This is a genomic window from Nonomuraea fuscirosea, assembly GCF_035917475.1.
In the GTDB taxonomy this organism is placed as follows: Bacteria; Actinomycetota; Actinomycetes; order Streptosporangiales; family Streptosporangiaceae; genus Nonomuraea; species Nonomuraea fuscirosea.
Genome location: NZ_CP109074.1, coordinates 6,136,138 through 6,152,454, shown reverse-complemented (window position 1 = coordinate 6,152,454; position 16,317 = coordinate 6,136,138). Strand labels below are relative to the sequence as shown.

Annotated in this window: 18 protein-coding genes; 11 read left to right on the top strand and 7 right to left on the bottom strand. The window is 72.3% G+C overall.

From position 1 onward, the window contains the following. Nucleotides 1-36 precede the first annotated feature (36 nt). The gene (locus tag OIE67_RS28050) at nt 37-2,514 is read left to right on the top strand and encodes a transglycosylase domain-containing protein (protein ID WP_326625987.1); all 2,478 of its coding nucleotides are present in this window, start codon (nt 37-39) and stop codon (nt 2,512-2,514) included. A gap of 20 nt (nt 2,515-2,534) precedes the next feature. Here the strand turns inward: OIE67_RS28050 and ybaK are convergent, their stop codons facing one another. After that, complete coding sequence (gene ybaK, locus OIE67_RS28045) at nt 2,535-3,029, bottom strand: Cys-tRNA(Pro) deacylase (protein WP_326625985.1); 495 nt, start codon at nt 3,027-3,029, stop codon at nt 2,535-2,537. A 20-nt stretch (nt 3,030-3,049) separates the two neighbouring features. Next, nucleotides 3,050-3,883: an AraC family transcriptional regulator gene (locus tag OIE67_RS28040; protein ID WP_326625983.1), complete on the bottom strand. Its 834-nt coding sequence runs from the start codon at nt 3,881-3,883 to the stop codon at nt 3,050-3,052. A gap of 53 nt (nt 3,884-3,936) precedes the next feature. On the opposite strand from OIE67_RS28040, the gene OIE67_RS28035 reads away from it, so the two are divergent. After that, a complete protein-coding gene (locus tag OIE67_RS28035; RefSeq protein ID WP_326625981.1) occupies nt 3,937-5,106 on the top strand; it encodes an MFS transporter in 1,170 nt (389 codons plus the stop codon). A gap of 15 nt (nt 5,107-5,121) precedes the next feature. On the opposite strand, the gene OIE67_RS28030 is transcribed toward OIE67_RS28035, so the two are convergent. The 3 genes from OIE67_RS28030 to OIE67_RS28020 form a co-directional block, all read right to left on the bottom strand. Further along, a complete protein-coding gene (locus OIE67_RS28030) occupies nt 5,122-6,762 on the bottom strand; it encodes a trypsin-like peptidase domain-containing protein (RefSeq protein WP_326625979.1) in 1,641 nt (546 codons plus the stop codon). A 139-nt stretch (nt 6,763-6,901) separates the two neighbouring features. Beyond that, complete coding sequence (gene ligD, locus OIE67_RS28025; protein WP_326625977.1) at nt 6,902-7,912, bottom strand: non-homologous end-joining DNA ligase; 1,011 nt, start codon at nt 7,910-7,912, stop codon at nt 6,902-6,904. Between the two features lie 48 nt (nt 7,913-7,960). Beyond that, nucleotides 7,961-8,155 (bottom strand): hypothetical protein, encoded by a 195-nt coding sequence (locus OIE67_RS28020; protein ID WP_326625975.1) that lies wholly within the window; start codon nt 8,153-8,155, stop codon nt 7,961-7,963. A 384-nt stretch (nt 8,156-8,539) separates the two neighbouring features. On the opposite strand from OIE67_RS28020, the gene hisD reads away from it, so the two are divergent. From hisD to hisF, 9 genes are all read left to right on the top strand, one after another. After that, nucleotides 8,540-9,856, top strand: coding sequence for a histidinol dehydrogenase (hisD, locus tag OIE67_RS28015; RefSeq protein ID WP_326625973.1), 1,317 nt, complete (start codon nt 8,540-8,542; stop codon nt 9,854-9,856). Continuing rightward, nucleotides 9,853-10,923: a histidinol-phosphate transaminase gene (locus OIE67_RS28010; RefSeq protein WP_326625971.1), complete on the top strand. Its 1,071-nt coding sequence runs from the start codon at nt 9,853-9,855 to the stop codon at nt 10,921-10,923. Before hisD ends, OIE67_RS28010 begins: the two co-directional genes overlap by 4 nt. Next, on the top strand, nt 10,920-11,513 hold the full coding sequence (hisB, locus tag OIE67_RS28005; protein WP_106244651.1) for an imidazoleglycerol-phosphate dehydratase HisB: 594 nt from the start codon (nt 10,920-10,922) through the stop codon (nt 11,511-11,513). Before OIE67_RS28010 ends, hisB begins: the two co-directional genes overlap by 4 nt. Then, entirely contained in the window at nt 11,510-11,665 is a 156-nt protein-coding gene (locus OIE67_RS28000) for a hypothetical protein (protein WP_326625969.1), read from the top strand. The genes hisB and OIE67_RS28000 overlap by 4 nt, the downstream gene beginning before the upstream one ends. Further along, nucleotides 11,659-12,297 (top strand): imidazole glycerol phosphate synthase subunit HisH, encoded by a 639-nt coding sequence (hisH, locus tag OIE67_RS27995; RefSeq protein ID WP_106244915.1) that lies wholly within the window; start codon nt 11,659-11,661, stop codon nt 12,295-12,297. Before OIE67_RS28000 ends, hisH begins: the two co-directional genes overlap by 7 nt. 97 nt (nt 12,298-12,394) lie before the next feature. Further along, the gene (locus tag OIE67_RS27990) at nt 12,395-12,724 is read left to right on the top strand and encodes a hypothetical protein (RefSeq protein WP_106244653.1); all 330 of its coding nucleotides are present in this window, start codon (nt 12,395-12,397) and stop codon (nt 12,722-12,724) included. Next, complete coding sequence (priA, locus tag OIE67_RS27985) at nt 12,725-13,447, top strand: bifunctional 1-(5-phosphoribosyl)-5-((5-phosphoribosylamino)methylideneamino)imidazole-4-carboxamide isomerase/phosphoribosylanthranilate isomerase PriA (protein WP_326625964.1); 723 nt, start codon at nt 12,725-12,727, stop codon at nt 13,445-13,447. Between the two features lie 42 nt (nt 13,448-13,489). Then, nucleotides 13,490-13,879 (top strand): Rid family hydrolase, encoded by a 390-nt coding sequence (locus OIE67_RS27980; RefSeq protein WP_326625962.1) that lies wholly within the window; start codon nt 13,490-13,492, stop codon nt 13,877-13,879. Then, nucleotides 13,876-14,637: an imidazole glycerol phosphate synthase subunit HisF gene (hisF, locus tag OIE67_RS27975; protein ID WP_106244659.1), complete on the top strand. Its 762-nt coding sequence runs from the start codon at nt 13,876-13,878 to the stop codon at nt 14,635-14,637. The genes OIE67_RS27980 and hisF overlap by 4 nt, the downstream gene beginning before the upstream one ends. A 61-nt stretch (nt 14,638-14,698) precedes the next feature. Here the strand turns inward: hisF and OIE67_RS27970 are convergent, their stop codons facing one another. Beyond that, nucleotides 14,699-16,060: a glutamine synthetase family protein gene (locus OIE67_RS27970; protein ID WP_326625958.1), complete on the bottom strand. Its 1,362-nt coding sequence runs from the start codon at nt 16,058-16,060 to the stop codon at nt 14,699-14,701. Between the two features lie 61 nt (nt 16,061-16,121). Further along, entirely contained in the window at nt 16,122-16,283 is a 162-nt protein-coding gene (locus OIE67_RS27965) for a hypothetical protein (protein WP_181307840.1), read from the bottom strand. Between the last annotated feature and the right edge of the window lie 34 nt (nt 16,284-16,317).

Genomic DNA, 16,317 nt, shown 5'->3' with positions numbered 1-16,317 from the left:
GTTTGCCGCTGATCCGGACGTCGCAGATCATCTAGCGTGAGCCTACTCAGATCGGTCGTGTCGCTCGGCCTGGCGGGGGCACTCGGAGGAGTGCTGGTGGCCGCGGTGGCCGCACCCGTGGTCGGCGGGGGCGGCCTGGCCACGATGAGCGTCGCGAACACGTTCGTGGAGTTGCCGCCCGCTCCGCGCGAGGAGCCGCTCGCGCAGGTGACCCGGCTGCTCGACAAGGACGGCCGCCAGTTCGCCCAGTTCTACGAGGCGAACAGGACGGCCGTCCGGCTCGCCGCGGTCGCGCCGGTGATGCGCAAGGCGATCGTGGCGATCGAGGACGCCCGCTTCTACGAGCACGGCGGCCTCGACGTCAGAGGCACGCTCCGGGCGCTGCTCACCAACACCCAGGCCGGCGGCATCAAGCAGGGCGGCTCGTCGCTGACCCAGCAGCTCGTCAAGAACATCCTGGTGGAGAGCGCCCGCACCGACGCCGAGCGGGACAAGGCCCGCGCCCCGAACCTGGCCCGCAAGATCACCGAGCTGCGGTACGCGCTGGCGCTGGAGAAGAAGTACCGCAAGGACGAGATCCTGGAGCGTTACCTGAACATCGCCTACTTCGGCGCGGGCGCCTACGGCATCGAGGCGGCGGCCAGGCGCTTCTTCTCCACCTCGGCCTCCCGGCTGACGCTGACCCAGGCGGCCACGCTGGCCGGGGCGGTGCGGATGCCGTACTCGACCGACCCCTCGCTCGGCGCGACGCACCAGGCGCGGCTGAAGATGCGCCGCGACCTCGTGCTCGACCGCATGGCCGGGCTCAAGCTGATCAGCCAGCAGCAGGCGGCGGACGCCAAGGCCGTGCCGCTGAACATCAGGCTCAAGCCCGAGCCGGGCGGCTGCGCGCAGAGCGACTACCCGTACTACTGCCTCTACGTGCAGCGCGAGCTGCTGTCGAACCCCGTCTTCGGCAACACCGCCCGCGAGCGCGGGGCCAGGATGGCCAGAGGCGGCCTGGTGATCAGGACCAGCCTCGACCCGATCGCCCAGCGCGCCGCCGACCGCGCCATCCGCGAGCACGTCTCGCCCGATGACACCGAGGTGGCCGCCGAGGCGATGGTGGAGCCCAGGACCGGGCGGATCAGGGCGATGGCGGCCAGCAAGCGCTTCGGCCGCAACCCCGGCAACCGCAAGAACGGCTCCAGGACCACCTTCAACCTGGCCGCCGACGTGGCGCACGGGGGCGGCCAGGGCTTCCAGGCCGGCTCGACGTTCAAGGTGTTCACCCTGGCCACGGCCCTGCAGCAGGGCTGGCGCTTCGGCGACGGCTTCCAGACGCCGGGGGCGATGTCGCCGTCGCAGGGCTACCGCGACTGCTCGGGCAACTCCGTGAACGACCCCGACACCCGCATCCTGAACGCCAGCGGCGAGGGCTCGGGCGGCCCGCACAGCATCGAGACCGGCACCTGGAAGTCGGTGAACATCTTCTACATGATGCTGGAGCGCAAGGTCGGGCTCTGCAACGTGGTCCGCACCGCGAAGAAGCTCGGCATCGCCCGCGCCGACGGCGGGCCGCTGCGCGAGGTGCCCACGTTCACGCTGGGCGTCAACGAGATGGACCCGGTGACGGTGGCGGCGTCGTTCGCGGCGTTCGCGGCCAGGGGGCTCTACTGCCGGCCGCTGGCCATCATGGAGATCATCGGCAGGGACGGGCGGCGTACGCACGTGCCGCCCTCGTGCGAGCAGGTCATCGAGCGGCCGATCGCCGACGCGGTCAACCACGTGCTCAAGGGCGTCTTCGACCAGGGCACGATGAAGGGGCAGAGCATCGGCCGCCCGGCCGCCGGCAAGACCGGCACCAACAACGGCTACACCTCGGCCTGGTTCGCCGGCTACACGCCCGCCCTGGCGGCGGCGGTCAGCGTGGGGGACATCCGCGGGTCCTACAAGTTCCCGCTGCGGGGGGTCGAGATCGGGGGCCGCTCGTACGGGTCGGTGCAGGGGGCGTCGCTGCCCGGGCCGATCTGGGTGGAGTCGATGGGGCCCGCGCTGCGGCGTACGGAGCCGCGCGGGTTCCCCGGGCCGGACATGGCGCGATTCGGCGGCGGGCACACGCCGGGGCTGAAGGAGGCGCTCGCCGAGGAGGAACGGAAGAAGCGCGGCGTACGGCCCTTCGGCCGGCGGCACCGGCGGCTGTTCGAGTGGCTGCTCGGCCACTCGGCCACGGACGATCCCGGGCCGCGGCGGTCGCAGCGGCTACGCCAGTGGCTCACCGGCGACGCCCTCGCGCCGTCACCGCCGCCGGTAGGCGTCCGCCCCGCCCAGCCGGCCGTTCCGGCCCCGAGCCGTCCGCAGCGGCCAGCCGTTCAGGCTCCGAGTCGTCCTGAGCGGCCCGCTGTGCCGCCTCCGGTACGGAGCCGTCCCGAGCGGCCGGTCGTTCAGGCTCCGCGGCGGCCCGAGCGGGTCGTCCGGCCGCCGGTGCGTGAGCGTCCGGAACAGCCCGGCGAGGGCCGTCGCGCCGGTCACTGAGCGCCCGTGCGGGGACGAGCTCAGCCGGCCTTGCCGATGGGTGCGGTCACGGCTCGGGTGAGGGTGATGAGGTTGCCGGGAGCCGTCTCGATCTGCAGCCCCCGCTTCCCGGCCGAGAAGTAGATCGTGTCGAAGCCGAGCGCCGAGGAGTCGACCACGGTCGGCAGCTGCTTGCGCTGCCCCAGCGGGCTGATGCCGCCAACGACGTAGCCGGTCACCCGCTCGACCTTCGCGGCGTCGGCCATCTCGGCCCGCTTGCTGTCGAGCGCGCCGGCCAGGGCCTTGAGGTCGAGCTTGCCCGCCACCGGCACGACCGCCACCGCGAGCCCGCTCTCGACCTCGGCGACCAGGGTCTTGAAGATCCGCTCGTACGGCACGCCGAGCGCGTCGGCGGCCTCCTCGCCGTAGGCCTGGGCCGAGGCGTCGTGCTCGTACGGATGGAGCGTGAACTCCGCCTTCGCCTTGGCCAGCGCCACGGTGGCGGGGGTGCCGCCCTTGCCTTTCGTCTTGCTCACGACATCCCAGTGTAGCGAATCTACATTGTAAAGGCCCGGCCCGGGGTGTACCCGAACGCCCGCCGGAACACGTCGATGAACGCGCTCGCCGACGCCCACCCGCACCGGTGCGCGACGGCGGTCACGGGGACGCCGTCGGCGAGCAGGAGCAGGGCGTGGTGCAGGCGGAGCTGGGTGCGCCACTGCGGGAAGCTCATGCCGAGCTCGGCCCTGAACAGGCGGGCGAGGGTGCGGCCGCTGGTGCCGGCGCGGGCGGCGAGCTGGTCGAGGGTGCTGTTGTCGGCGGGGTCGCGGTGCAGCAGGGCGCAGACGGCGGCCAGGCGGGAGTCCCTGGGCGCGGGCAGGTGCAGGGCTTGTTCCGGGGCGCTGCTGAGCTGGTCGAGCAGCACGGCCAGCAACCGCTCCCGCTCCCCGCCGTCACCCTCGCGCCCGCCGGCGGCCGGCCCTGACGACTGCGGGGTGATGGGCGCGCCGCCGGGCGGGCCGCCGGACGGGCCGGTGGACGGGCCGTCCGACGGGCCGGTGGGGTCGGTGTAGGCGATGATCAGTTCGCGGAGCAGCGGCCGTACCACCAGCACCGCCGGCCGTTCCAGCCCGAGCGGGTTGCCGGTGAGCCCCACGAGCCGCAGGTCGGTGTCCCCGTGCGCGCGGTGCTCGTGCACGGTTCCGGCCGGCACCCAGATGGCCCGGTTGGCGGGTGCGACCCAGATCCCCGTGCCGGTGGTGACGGACAGGACGCCGCGGCATGCGTACACGATCTGGTGCGTGTCGTGCCGGTGCGCGTCGATGCCCGCGCCGGGCGGGAGCGGGCGGCGGCCGGTGGGCGCTTCGGGCAGGTGGCGGATTTCCGGCATGAGTTGGCATTTTATCGGAAGCGAGCCAGAACACCCTGATGAACGATGGAACGGTGAACAGGATCCCCATGCTCGCCGCCGGCCATGCCACCGTGGACTTCTACCAGGGCGCGGTCCCCGCCCTCGTGCCGTTCCTGGTGGCCGGGCGCGGTTACGGGTACGTCGCCGTGTCCGGGATCGTGCTGGCCGCCACGCTGCTGTCGTCGATCGTGCAGCCGCTGTTCGGGGTGCTGACGGACAGGTGGCGCATGCCGTGGCTGATCCCGGTGAGCATGGTGCTGGCCGGGGCGGGGGTGGCGGCGGGCGGGGTGACGGACTCGTACGTGCTGACCTGGCTGGCGGTGGCGCTGTCCGGGCTGGGGGTGGCGGCCTACCATCCGGAGTCGGCGCGCCTGGCCAGGATCGCGAGCGAGGGCAGTCACGTGCGGATGAGCTGGTTCTCGCTGGGCGGGACGCTGGGGTTCGCCTCGGCTCCGGTGCTGGTGACGCCGCTGCTGGCGGGGTGGGGTCTGGGGGCTTCGCCGTTCCTGCTGCTGCCGGCGGTGCTGGGGGCCGTGGTGACGCTGCCGGCGATCAGGGCGCTGTCCGGGGGTGAGCGGGCGGCCGAGGCCGCAGGGCTGGCCGGGGGGCCGGTCTCGGGGAGTGACGACTGGCCGTCGTTCGTCAGGCTGACTTTGGTGATCGTGTTCCGTTCCGTCGTGTACGTGGGTTTGAGCGCCTTCGTGGCCCTTTACATGGGGGGCGGGGCGGCGGGGGCGGTGGCGCTGTTCGTGCTGTTCGCCGGCGGGGCGGTGGGGACGGTGCTGGGCGGCAGGCTGGCGGGGCGGTGGGGGAGGGTGCGGACGATGCGGCTGGCGTACGCGCTGGCCGTCCCGGCGGTGGCGGGTGTGGTGCTGGTGCCGGGGCCGGTGGCGTACGTGTTCGTCGCGGCCTCGTCGATCGCCCTGTATGCGCCGTTCTCCCTGCATGTCACGCTCGGCCAGGATTTCCTGCCGACCAGGGTGGGCACGGCCAGCGGGGTGACGCTGGGGCTGGCGGTGAGCGTGGGCGGGCTGGCCAGCCCGGTGGTGGGCGCGGTTGCGGAGGCGTCGTCGCTCAGGGTGGCGCTGGCCTGCCTGATCGTGTTCCCGGTCCTGGCCTGGCTGGTGGCCAGGACGCTGAAGGATCCGGCTCCGGTGCCGGCCCGGCCGGACGAGGGCCGCTCCGCCCCGTCCCCGGCCTGACCCGCCTGGCCGGTGTCAGGCGCGGGTGTGCAGGCGCAGGGTGCCGGTGTTGTCGCGCTGGGTCGGGTCGAGGCGGGTGGAGGTGACGCGGGCGGTGATCGGCAGCCGGCGCGCGGCGTCGTCCGCCACGTCGAGCCGGGCGGTGATCCGTACCGGCTTGCCCGGGTGCACGGCGGCGATCGTGCAGGCCACGTTCCTGCCCGTGCTCTTGCAGGCGGCCCCGCCGGCCGAGGCGGGGCGCAGGCCGGCCGGGAACGTGAGCTGGACCGGCACCTGGGTGGCGGCGGCCAGCCCGCGCATGGTGACGGTGGCGGTGACGGTCGCCGAGCCGCCGCGCGCGACCGGGCGCGCGGGGCCGCTCAGCTTGACGGACAGGGCGTCGTAGACGCCGTCCGGGTCGGCCTGCTTGACGATCGCGCCGTAGCCTTCGACGTTGAGCGCGTTGGCGACGGAGTTGCCGTCGGCCTCGCCGTCCTCCTTGCCCGCAGACAGCACCCCGACCAGGTCGCCGGTGCCCTTGATGATCCACGGCCCGCCGCTGTGCCCCTTGAACAGGTGGCAGTTGTACGTCTCCAGCCGCCCCGCCCGCGCCGCCTGCCCGGTGGCGCTGCGGGCGGAGAGCATGCTCTCCGCGTGGCTGACGCCGGCGGCCTGCCGGGTCCTGCCCAGGCACCAGAGCTGGTCCCTGCCGTCGTACGGCTTCCTGCCGAGCAGTCCGGGGTAGCCGGTGGTGGTGATGGTGTGCTTGCCGCCCTGGTTGAGCATGGGGGTGAAGGCGCCGACGGCGTCCTGAAGGGTGCGGTCGCGCTTGCCGACCTCGATGAGGGCGATGTCGTAGACGCTGTTCCAGTCGCCGCCGCCGGCGCCGGTGTATCCGTCGGGCTTCCACGCGCGCCGGCCGCCCCATCGCCCGTACGGCTCCCGCTCCCGTACGCCGGCTCCGCGGCCGTCGTAGGCCGGGACGAAGGCGAAGCTGGTGTGCCACCGGCCGGTGGACGATCCTTCCGGCACGCCGTACACGCAGTGGGCGGCGGTGACGATGAGCAGCTTGGAGGCCGAGCGGATGACGGAGGCGCTGCAGGAGTCGCCGCTGCCGGCGGCGTTGACGAAGAAGAGCCGGCCGCTGATGCGGCTGTAGGGGGCGCCGGTGTACGGCCTGGGCACGCGGGCGTATCCGTTGTCGTCGCCGCCCGGGGTGATCCGCTTGGCCGAGGGGACGCTGTGCCGAGCGGCGGCGCTCTTGGGGGTCGCGTCGCCTGGGGTCGCGTTACCTGGGACCGCCTTCCCTGGGAGCGGGCTTCCGTGGACGGTGTTGCGCGGGCCCGCGCTCTCCCGCCTCGCGCTCCGCAGGCTCTCGGGCAGGTCGGAGGCGGTGGCCTTGGCCTGCTTGCCCGGCGTCCAGTAGCGCACGGCCCGCCCTGGGCGCATCAGCGGCGACGCCTCGGCGCCCCATACGGGCCGGGCGGGCCGGATCGGAGCCGCCACCTGCTCGGCCACCTGCTCGGCCATCCGCTCGGCCATCCGCTCGGCCATCTGCTCGGCCGGCTGATCGGCCGACAGGGCGGCGGGCATCGCGGGTGGCTGGTCCGCCGTCGCGGGCAGCGCGGGCGCGGCGCCCGTCAGCGTGATCAGGGTGGTGACCAGAGTTCTTCGCACAGTTGCCCCCGAGCAGCTCGATCCACGTCTCGATCACTGTAAGTCACCATAAGGGCGCGAAGGGTGGCCAGGGGTGGCGTGTCGTGAGGATGTCGGCGAACGCGGTCCGTACCCCCTCGTCCAGAAAAGGGAGGAAACGTCAGCCGGCGGCGGCGTCGCCGGTCGTGTTCGGGGGCAGGATCTCGTTCGTGCTCGCCTCGGCCGGTTCGCGGTCGGGCCGCAGCCCGCGCCAGGACGGGTGCCGCAGCCGCCCGTCGCCGGTGACCTCGGCGTACTGCACCTCGCCGACCACCCGGGGCTCCACCCAGTGCGCGTCGCGGGCGTGCTCGCGCGGCACCGGCTCGCCGAACGGCGGGTCGCGGCGTTCCAGGGGCGTGAGCCGTTCGAGCAGGTCGCGCAGCATGGACTCGGTGAAGCCGGTGCCGACGTGGCCGACGTAGCGCAGCCGCCCGCGCGGGTCGTACGCGCCGAGCAGCAGTGACCCGATCGTCCCCGACCGGCGTCCGCCGCCGGGTTTCCAGCCGCCGATGACGACCTCGACGGTGCTGACGTTCTTGACCTTCGTCCATTCGCCGCTGCGCCGGCCGGGCCGGTACGGCGAGGTCATGCGTTTGCAGACGACCCCTTCGAGCCCGAGTTGCCGCGAGGAGTCGAAGGCCCGCGCGGCGTGGTCGGCGAACCAGACGGGCACCTGCCAGCGGAAGCCCGGCGTGAGCGTGCTCTCCAGGAGTTCGCGCCGCTCGGTGTAGGGGCGCGCGATGACGCTGTCGTCGTCGAGGTGGAGCAGGTCGAAGGCCATGAACGTGACGGGCGTGGTCCTGGCGAGCTCCGCCACGGCGACGGGGTTGCGCTGGTGCATGCGGGGTTGCAGCGCCTCGAAGCTGGGCCGCCCGGCCTCGTCGAAGGCGACGATCTCCCCGTCGATCACGGCGGGGCGCCGGCCGGTGGCGCCGGCCATGAGCTGGAGTTCGGGGTAGGCGGGGGTGATGTCCTTGCCGTTGCGCGACATCAGGTGGACGGCGCCGTCCTCGACGTAGGCGAGGGCGCGCACTCCGTCCCATTTCATCTCCACGGCCCAGTCCGCACCCTGGACGGAGGTCAGGGTGCCGAGCTGGGCCAGCATCGGCGAGTAGGCCGGCAGCCGCGACATGGTGCATGCCGTACCCCGTCTGCTTGATCGACAGTGACGGGGAGGCGTCTACAGATGGTCAAGTGGCGTGTGTTCCACGAGTTCGGCCAGGTCGACGCCGTGCCGGCCGAGTTCGGAGACAGTGGCGCAGTAGCCGCGGAGGTAGGTGCGGCCGTTGACGCGATGGGAGACACGCAGCAGCGGGCGATCGTCGAGGATGATCGCCTCCACCAGGATGCCGTCAGGGCCGTGCCACTGTCCCATGCCGGTAAGCGTAAGGGACCGGACATAATGGACACGTAATGCCGGCGAACCCACCCGTCGCCGGAGAAGGGCCGGAAAGGCCGGTGAACACGCCCTCCGCGCCCGCAAAGCGGGTAAAAACGACGCAACGTTAACTTTGGGTTACTCCACGTTTTTCTTTGTATGACGCGTTAGCCGGCCCACGCCTGGGGCAGTGGTACATGCTCGGAGCTTTCCCCGGCCGTGGCCGTACCCCCGTGACGGCCACGGCGCCACCCCGGCAGGCCCGGTCCGGGGTGCGGTGGTCGCGGGGCGTGCGTCGGCGAGCGCCGCCCCGCGACCGCCGAGACGTTCCGCCATGTGGACAGAACCAGATTCAGGGTCCGGACTCCGTAGACTGTCAGGGTGATTTCCCGTATCGACATGCGCGCTTCCCTGCCCGGGAATCTGCGCGACGTGCTGCCCCGCGCCGAGCTCGACGTCGAGGCCGCCCTGGAGAAGGTGCGGCCCATCTGCGAGGACGTGCGCCATCGCGGGGCGGCAGCCGTACGGGAGCTGACCGCCAGGTTCGACGGTGTCGAGATCGCCTCCGCCCGCGTCCCCGCCGAGGCCCTGGAGCGGGCGCTGGCCGAGCTGGACCCGAGGGTGCGGGCGGCGCTGGAGGAGTCGATCAGGCGGGCCAGGCTGGTCCACCGCGACCAGCGCCGCGCCGACGTTACCACCGAGGTCGTGCCCGGCGGCACCGTGACCGAGCGGTGGGTGCCGGTCGATCGGGTGGGCCTCTACGTCCCGGGCGGCCGGGCGGTCTATCCGTCCAGCGTGGTGATGAACGTCGTGCCCGCGCAGGAGGCCGGCGTCGGCTCGCTGGCCGTCACCAGCCCGGCGCAGAAGGAGTTCGGCGGGCTGCCGCACCCGACCATCATGGCCGCGTGCGCGCTGCTCGGCGTGGACGAGGTCTACGCGGCGGGCGGGGCGCAGGCGGTGGCCATGTTCGCCTACGGCACCGAGGAGTGCCCGGCGGCCACGATGGTGACCGGGCCGGGAAACATCTACGTGGCAGCGGCCAAGCGGCTGCTCAAGGGGCGCATCGGCATCGACTCCGAGGCCGGCCCGACCGAGATCGCCATCCTGGCCGACGAGACGGCCGACCCGGTCCACGTCGCCGCCGACCTGATCAGCCAGGCCGAGCACGACACGATCGCCGCCGCCGTGCTGGTCACCACCAGCGCCGAGCTGGCCGACGCGGTCGAGAAGGAGCTGCCGGGCCAGGTCTCGGCCACCCGCCACACCGAGCGCATCACCGAGGCGCTGAGCGGCCGGCAGTCCGGCATCGTGCTGGTCGGCTCGATCGACGACGGGCTGAAGGTGGTCGACGCCTACGCCGCCGAGCACCTGGAGATCCACACCGCCGACGCGGCGGCCGTCGCGGCGCGGGTGCGCAACGCGGGGGCGATCTTCGTGGGCGCCTACGCGCCGGTCTCGCTCGGCGACTACCTGGCCGGCTCCAACCACGTGCTGCCCACGGGCGGCTGCGCCTGCCACTCCAGCGGTCTTTCCGTGCAGTCGTTCCTGCGCGGCATCCACGTCGTCGACTACAGCCGTGAGGCGCTCGCGGGCGCGGCGGCGCACGTGTCGGTGCTGGCCGACGCCGAAGACCTGCCCGCCCACGGCGCCGCGATCCGCGCCCGATTCGACTGGCGAGTGCCCACGGAGACCGCGTGAACCTGGACGATCTGCCGATCCGCGACGATCTGCGCGGCAAGACGCCCTACGGCGCTCCCCAGATCGACGTCCCGGTCCGGCTCAACACCAACGAAAACCCCTACCCGCCCTCGCCCGAGCTGGTCGCCGACCTGGCCCGCGAGATCGGGGAGCAGGCGGGCACGCTCAACCGCTACCCCGACAGGGACGCGGTGGCGCTGCGCGCCGGCCTGGCCGGCTACCTCGGTCACGGCCTGAGCACCGAGCAGGTGTGGGCCGCCAACGGCTCCAACGAGGTGCTGCAGCAGATCCTGCAGGCGTTCGGCGGCCACGGCCGCACCGCCCTGGGGTTCGAGCCGTCCTACTCCATGCACCCGATCATCACCGGCGGCACCAGCACCGAGTGGGTCAGGGCGACGCGCGAGGAGGACTTCTCCCTCGATCCGGGCAAGGCCACCGCCGCGATCGAGGAGCACCGTCCCGACGTCGTCTTCCTCACCTCGCCCAACAACCCGACGGGCACCGCGCAGCCGCTGGAGACGATCGAGGCGGTGCTGGCCGCGGCGCCCGGCATGGTCGTGGTGGACGAGGCCTACGCCGAGTTCGCCCGCGAGGGCACGCCGTCGGCGCTGACGCTGCTGCCCGCCCATCCGCGGCTGATCGTCACCAGGACGATGTCCAAGGCGTTCGCGATGGCCGGCACCCGGCTGGGCTACCTGGCCGCGCATCCGGCCGTGGTGGAGGCGCTGCTGCTGGTACGGCTGCCGTACCATCTGTCGACGCTCACCCAGACCGCGGCGCTGGTGGCGCTGCGGCACCGGGCCGAGCTGCTCGGCACGGTCGACGCGCTGCGGCGCGAACGCGACGAGACGGTGGCGTGGCTGCGTGCCAAGGGTCTGTCGGTGGCCGACTCCGACGCCAACTTCGTGCTGTTCGGGCGGTTCCCCGACCGGCGGAAGGTGTGGGAGGGGATGCTGGAGCACGGCGTGCTCATCCGCGAGGTGGGCCCGCCCGAATGGCTGCGTGTGTCGATCGGCACGGGCGAAGAGATGACGGCGTTCCGCGCCGCCCTGGAAGGAGTCCTGTGAGTCGCGTAGGTCGCGTCGAGCGTGTCACGAAGGAGACCTCGGTCCTGGTGGAGGTGGGCCTCGACGGCACCGGCCGGGTCGAGGTGGCCACGGGGGTCGGCTTCTACGACCACATGCTGGCCCAGCTGGGCAAGCACGGGCTCTTCGACCTGACCGTCAAGACCGAGGGCGACCTGCACATCGACTCCCATCACACGATCGAGGACACCGCGCTCGCGCTGGGCGCGGCGTTCCGCGAGGCGTTGGGCGACAAGTCGGGCATCAGGCGGTTCGGCAGTGCGTCGTGCCCGCTGGACGAGTCGCTCGCCCAGGTCACCGTCGACCTGTCCGGCCGCCCTTACCTGGTGCACTCCGAGCCCGAGGGCATGGCGCCGATGATCGGCCCTGAATACGACACGACGATGACCCGCCACATCCTGGAGTCGTTCGTCGCGCAGGCCGCGATCTGCCTGCACGTGCACGTCCCCTACGGCCGCAACGCCCATCACATCGTGGAGTCGCAGTTCAAGGCGCTGGCCCGGGCGCTGCGCGAGGCGTCCGAGCTCGACCCGCGGGCCACCGGGGTGCCCAGCACCAAGGGCGTGCTATGACCGACAACCTGCTCGCCGGGGTGATGGTGTTCATCGGGCTGTTCCTGGGCGGCGGTGTGTTCTCCCTGTTCAAGCAGGGCCTGAAGATCGGTGCGGCCGTGTGCGCGGTCGGCGCGGCGCTGGCGATCACGGCGGGGGTGTTGTGGTGGTGAGCAAGAAGAACGTGGTGGTGCTCGACTACGGCTCGGGCAACCTGCGCTCGGCCGAGCGCGCCCTGGCCAGGATCGGCGCCGACGTGACCGTGACGTCCGACTTCGGCGCGGCGCTCGACTGCGACGGCCTCGTCGTGCCGGGCGTGGGCGCGTTCGAGGCGTGCATGAAGGGCCTCAAGGGCGTGCGCGGCGAGCAGATCGTCGGGCGCAGGCTGGCCGGCGGCCGCCCGGTGCTGGGCATCTGCGTGGGCATGCAGATCCTGTTCGCCAGGGGCGTCGAGCACGGCGTCGAGACCGAGGGCTGCGGCGAGTGGCCGGGTACGGTCGAGCGGCTCGAAGCGCCGGTGCTGCCGCACATGGGGTGGAACACCGTCAAGGCGCCCGGCGGCAGCGTGCTGTTCGCCGGCCTCGATGCGGCCACCCGCTTCTACTTCGTGCACTCCTACGGGGTGCGCGAATGGGAGTTGCGCCCCGGCGACGGCTTCGCCGAGCCGCTCGTCACGTGGGCCGAGCACGGTGTGCCGTTCGTGGCCGCCGTGGAGAACGGCCCGCTCATGGCCACCCAGTTCCATCCCGAGAAGTCCGGCGACGCCGGAGCCGCGCTGCTGCGCAACTGGCTCGGCACGATATGAGCCGCCGCGCCGCCGCGCGTCCGGCCCGGCACGCCGGGGGCCGCCGCGCCGCCGTGCACCCGGCCAGGCACGCCGTGCGCCGCCGCCGGGAGGCGCCGTGAGCAAGGAGCGCGCCCGGCGGCGGGCCGAGCGCGAGGCCGAGCGGGCCCGCGCGATCCAGGTCAACGAGGAGCGGCAGGCACGCAGGGCCCGCCGCCGCGCCTCGCTGGCCCGCCTGGTCCCGCGGCCGATCCGGTTCTACCGCCAGGGCGGCCTGCTCGCCCGCCGCCACCGCGCCCAGAACGCGGTGGTGGCGCTCGGCTTCCTGATCGTCCAGGTGATCGCCTGGCTGATGTGGGGCTCGCTCCCGGTCAGCTTCGGCGTCCTCATCTTCTCCCTGTTGCTCGCGCCCGTTGTCGTGACCCTCGCTTTCGACCGGAGGATCTGAATGTCGCTTGTATTGCTGCCCGCCGTGGACGTCTCCGACGGCCAGGCCGTACGCCTGACGCAGGGCGAGGCCGGGACCGAGACCGCCCACGGCGAGCCGCTGGCCGCCGCACTGGCCTGGCAGGAGGCGGGCGCCGAGTGGATCCACGTCGTCGACCTCGACGCCGCCTTCGGCCGCGGCACCAACCGCGACCTGATCGCCGAGGTGATCGGCAGGGTCGACGTGAACGTGGAGCTGTCCGGCGGCATCCGCGACGACGATTCCCTGGCCGCCGCGCTGGCCACCGGCTGCCGCCGGGTCAACATCGGCACCGCCGCGCTGGAGAACCCCGAGTGGTGCCGGAAGATCATCGCCGAGCACGGCGACCGGATCGCGGTCGGGCTCGACGTGCGCGGCACCACGCTGGCCGCCCGCGGCTGGACCGAGGAGGGCGGCGACCTGTGGGAGGTGCTCGACCGGCTGGAGTCCGACGGCTGCCCCCGCTACGTGGTCACCGACGTGACCAAGGACGGCATGCTGCAGGGCCCCAACCTCGACCTCTATCGCCGCATCTGCGCCCGTACCGACAGGCCCGTGGTGGCCAGCGGCGGCGTTGCCAGCCTCGATGACCTGCTGGCTCTCGCTTCCCTCGTCCCCGAGGGAGTGGAAGGCGCCATCGTGGGCAGGGCGCTCTACGCTCACGCGTTCACACTGGAAAACGCGCTGGCCGCGGTGCGCGTGTAGCTCTTGCCGGGAGGGGGCGAGATGAGCGTCAGCAACATCGGTATGGAAAGCACTGGCTACAGGGTGTTTTCGGGCGGCATCTGGGAGGAGAAATACGGCTACGCCCGTGCCGTGGTGGCGGGTGACCGGGTGATCGTGTCCGGTTGCACGTCCACGGTCGACGGGGAGGTGCGCCACGTCGGCGACGCCTACCGGCAGGCCCTGACCGCGATCGACATCGCGCTCGAAGCCGTCCTGATGGGCGGACTGACGCGGGAGGACGTCATCATGGTCCGCTACTACGTGGTCGAGCAGCGCCACTTCGACCTCGCCGGGCGGGCCATCAACGAGGTCTTCGGCAAGGTACGTCCCGCCTGCACCGGGGTGCGGGTGGCAGGACTGATCGACCCGCGCATGCTGGTCGAGATCGAGATAGAGGCGCTGCGAGCATGACCGTTGCGGTAAGAGTCATCCCCTGCCTCGACGTGGACGCCGGGCGTGTGGTCAAAGGCGTCAACTTCGAGAACCTGCGCGACGCGGGCGATCCCGTCGAGCTGGCCAGGCGCTACGACGAGGAGGGCGCCGACGAGCTGACCTTCCTCGACATCACGGCGTCCTCGGGCGAGCGCGAGACCATGCTCGACGTGGTGCGCAGGACCGCCGAGCAGGTGTTCATCCCGCTCACCGTCGGCGGCGGCGTCCGCGCGGTCGAGGACGTCGACCGGCTGCTGCGCGCGGGAGCCGACAAGGTGTCGCTCAACACGGCCGCCATCGCCAGGCCCGAGCTGCTCACCGAGGCGTCCCGGCGCTTCGGCGCGCAGTGCGTCGTGCTGTCCGTGGACGCCCGCCGGGCGCAGGGCACGGCGAGCGGGTTCGAGGTGACCACCCACGGCGGCCGGCGCGGCACCGGGATCGACGCGGTGGAGTGGGCCGCCAGGGGCGAAGAGCTGGGCGTGGGCGAGATCCTGCTCAACTCGATGGACGGCGACGGCACGCTCGACGGTTACGACCTGGAGATGCTGCGCGCGGTCAGGGCGGCCGTGCGGGTGCCGGTGATCGCCAGCGGTGGCGCCGGCCGGCTGGAGGACTTCCCGCCGGCGGTCGCGGCGGGCGCCGACGCCGTGCTGGCGGCCAGCGTGTTCCACTTCGGCACCCTGAAGATCTCCGAGGTCAAGGAGACCCTGCGGATGGCGGGCCACCCGGTCCGCTGAACGACGGACTGACGCCCGGGGCGCCCCGGGCGTCAGCGCCGCTCCGCTCCTGTCGCGGGCCTCAGAACACCCGCAGGTGGTTGAACAGCTCGTAGGAGACGTCCTTGGCGGCGAACGCGGCCGCCTCGGACCGTTTGACGGTCAGGTACGCGCTGCGCCGCAGCGGCCCGAGCGCCTCCATGAGCACCTCGTCGCCCTCCAGCGCGTCCAGCGCCTCGTCCAGCGAGGCCGGCAGGCGGGGATAGCGGCCGGGCACCGTGTCGGGGTCGACGTCCACGGCCTCGCCCGGGTCGAGCTTGCGCCGGATGCCGTCGAGCCCGGCGTGGATGACGGCGCCGAGCGCCAGGTAGGGGTTGGCCGAGGAGTCGGAGGGCTTCAGCTCCAGGTTCGGCTCGCCGCTGTCGCCGAGCGGGGAGCACAGGCGCACGGCCGCCTCCCTGTTGTCGGGGCCGTACACGGCGTACGCGCTGGACCACATGCGCGGCGCCAGCCGGCGGAAGCTGTTGACGCTGCCACAGGTCAGCGCGGTGAGGGCGGGCAGGTGGGCGAGCAGGCCGCCGATGAAGCCGGAGCGCGCCTCGCCGTCCTCGGCGAACAGGTTACGGGAGTCGCTCCAAAGAGACAGGTGCAGATGGGTGCCGTTGCCGGCCTGGTCGGCCAGCGGCTTGGGAGCCAGCGAGGCCCACATCTGCATGCGCAGGGCCACCCCGCGTACGGTCTCGCGGTAGATGACGTGGTTGTCGGCGGCCCGCAGGGCGGGCGCGTGGCGCACGGACAGCTCCTGCTGGCCGGGACCCAGCTCCGGATGGTAGTGCTCGACGCGCAGCCCCTGCGTCTCCAGGGCGCGCATCAGCTTGATCGTGTAGTCGTGGGCGGTGTCGAAGCCCAGCCCGGCGTAGCAGAGCGAGTCGTCGATCGGCACCAGCCGGTCGGGCCCGCCCGACGGGTCGGGCAGCCTGCGGCCGAGGGTGAACTCCGGCTCGAACGCGGCAATGAGGGTGTAACCCTCGGTCGCCAGGTCGGCGATGGCGTCCTTGAGAAACGTCCGCGCGCACGCTTCCCACGGAGTGCCGTCGGGACGGCGCAGGTCCGACAACATGGCCGCGGCGCCGGGAGCGTAGGGCAGCGGCACATACGTGGCGGGGTCGGGAACGATGCGCACCTCACCCACCGGACCCATGTGCTCGACGTCCTGGAGCTGGTCGAGCATGTTCATCGCCATCATGGCCACCGTGTGCCCGATGCCTGTGCTGAGCCGTTCGGCCAGCCGCGACCGAGACACCGCCTTGCCACGGATCACGCCACCGTGGTCGGCGTACAGGAACCGGATCAGCTCGATACCCTCGAGCTCAGCCCGTTCGAGGATCCGCCGGGCGTGGGGATCGAGCTGATTGATCTTGGTGCCGCTCGGGCGATCTGTCATTCTGCCTGCGTAACACGATCCGGCAGCGCGGGGAAGCACCTGACGCAGACAGAACCATCCGTCAGGTCAGAACACTCGAGAAGAACACGGCCAACTGATTGGCTCCCTGAATGATTCCGTCGAACACACCGTTGACCGCGGCGGCGGCTTGGGCCGGCCGGGTGAACAGGTAGAAGACCACGAACGCGACAGCCGCGTAGGTGATCACCTTCTTGACCTGCATGGGGGGCCTCCTGCAGTCCATTCCCAGCCGTATA

Coding starts and splice junctions, on each gene's coding strand:
- OIE67_RS28040 (WP_326625983.1), bottom strand. CDS start 3,883: ATGCCGGAAATCCGCCACCTGCCCGAAGCGCCCACCGGCCGCCGCCCG.
- ligD (WP_326625977.1), bottom strand. CDS start 7,912: ATGTCGCGGCTGCCGGCCTACTCGCCGATGCTGGCCCAGCTCGGCACC.
- OIE67_RS28020 (WP_326625975.1), bottom strand. CDS start 8,155: ATGGGACAGTGGCACGGCCCTGACGGCATCCTGGTGGAGGCGATCATC.
- OIE67_RS28000 (WP_326625969.1), top strand. CDS start 11,510: ATGACCGACAACCTGCTCGCCGGGGTGATGGTGTTCATCGGGCTGTTC.
- priA (WP_326625964.1), top strand. CDS start 12,725: ATGTCGCTTGTATTGCTGCCCGCCGTGGACGTCTCCGACGGCCAGGCC.
- OIE67_RS27980 (WP_326625962.1), top strand. CDS start 13,490: ATGGAAAGCACTGGCTACAGGGTGTTTTCGGGCGGCATCTGGGAGGAG.
- hisF (WP_106244659.1), top strand. CDS start 13,876: ATGACCGTTGCGGTAAGAGTCATCCCCTGCCTCGACGTGGACGCCGGG.
- OIE67_RS27970 (WP_326625958.1), bottom strand. CDS start 16,060: ATGACAGATCGCCCGAGCGGCACCAAGATCAATCAGCTCGATCCCCAC.
- OIE67_RS27965 (WP_181307840.1), bottom strand. CDS start 16,283: ATGCAGGTCAAGAAGGTGATCACCTACGCGGCTGTCGCGTTCGTGGTC.